Genomic DNA, 1448 nt, shown 5'->3' with positions numbered 1-1448 from the left:
TCTTCCAGCCACTCGACCTCATTGGCCTCGAGCGTGAAGGGTTGCTCGTGCTCCATACAAGGGAGCATAAAGGGAGGCGAGGCTCCCGCGTCAAGGGTGCTGCCCCCGATGGGTAAGGGGCGGGTGCAATTGCCGCTTAGCTTTTGCCCGCGCATGCGCTAGGGGCGGGCCCGAGTCCCCTTGTGGCGTTCGCCGGGGCAATCACGCAATTTTTGGAAAGTCAGTATCATGCCCGCCTATCGTTCCCGCACTTCGACCCATGGCCGCAACATGGCAGGCGCGCGCGGTCTATGGCGTGCGACCGGCATGAAGGACGGCGATTTCGGCAAGCCCATCATCGCCATCGCCAATAGCTTCACCCAGTTTGTGCCGGGGCATGTGCATCTGAAAGACCTCGGCCAGCTGGTGGCGGGAGAGATCGAGGCGGCGGGCGGCGTTGCCAAGGAATTCAACACCATCGCGGTCGATGACGGGATCGCCATGGGGCATGACGGGATGCTTTATTCGCTGCCCAGCCGCGACCTCATCGCCGACAGCGTCGAATATATGGTCAATGCGCATTGCGCCGATGCCATCGTCTGCATCTCGAACTGCGACAAGATCACGCCCGGCATGCTGATGGCCGCGATGCGGATCAATATCCCGGTCGTCTTCGTGTCGGGCGGCCCGATGGAAGCTGGCAAGGTCATCATCAAGGGCAAGGAGCACGCATTGGACCTCGTTGACGCGATGGTCGCCGCAGCCGACGAAAGCTACACTGACGAGGAAGTGACCGCGATCGAGCAGGCCGCATGCCCGACCTGCGGTTCGTGCTCCGGCATGTTCACGGCCAATTCGATGAACTGCCTGACCGAGGCGCTGGGTCTCTCGCTCCCCGGCAATGGCTCGGTGCTGGCGACCCATGCCGACCGCGAGCTGCTGTTCCGCGAGGCGGGCCGCCTCGCCGTCGATCTGTGCAAGCGTTATTACGAGCAGGACGATGCCAGCGTCCTTCCCCGCTCCATCGCCACGTTTGAGGCGTTCGAGAATGCGATGAGCCTTGATATCGCCATGGGCGGATCGACCAATACGGTGCTGCACCTCTTGGCAGCTGCCCACGAAGCAGGCGTCGATTTCACCATGACCGACATTGACCGACTTTCCCGGAAAGTCCCGTGCCTGTCCAAGGTCGCGCCCGCGAAATCGGACGTGCACATGGAAGACGTGCACCGCGCCGGTGGCATCATGGCGATCCTGGGTGAGCTGGAGATGGCGGGGCTGCTGAACGGCGATTGCTCCACCGTGCACAGCCCCACGCTGGCCGAGGCACTCAACTATTGGGACATCGGTCGCAGCCCGTCGAACAAGGTGCGCGAATTCTATGCCGCCGCGCCCGGCGGCGTGCCGACGCAGACCGCCTTCAGCCAGAGCCGCCGCTGGGAGGAACTGGACATCGACCGCGAAACCGG

General features: G+C 63.3%; 1 protein-coding gene. It reads left to right on the top strand.

Annotated elements, in window-relative coordinates; all coding sequences use genetic code 11:
• Window positions 1–228: 228 nt before the first annotated feature.
• The coding region (ilvD, locus tag AAFM29_RS17530; protein WP_341714002.1) for a dihydroxy-acid dehydratase at window positions 229–1448 on the top strand (1220 nt) is incomplete at its 3' end.

Origin of the sequence: Erythrobacter sp., from assembly GCF_038133525.1 — a bacterium.
Taxonomy (GTDB): Bacteria; Pseudomonadota; Alphaproteobacteria; order Sphingomonadales; family Sphingomonadaceae; genus Qipengyuania.
The sequence above is the reverse complement of the archived record's forward strand: the minus strand, read 5'-3'. Positions and strand labels throughout refer to the sequence as shown.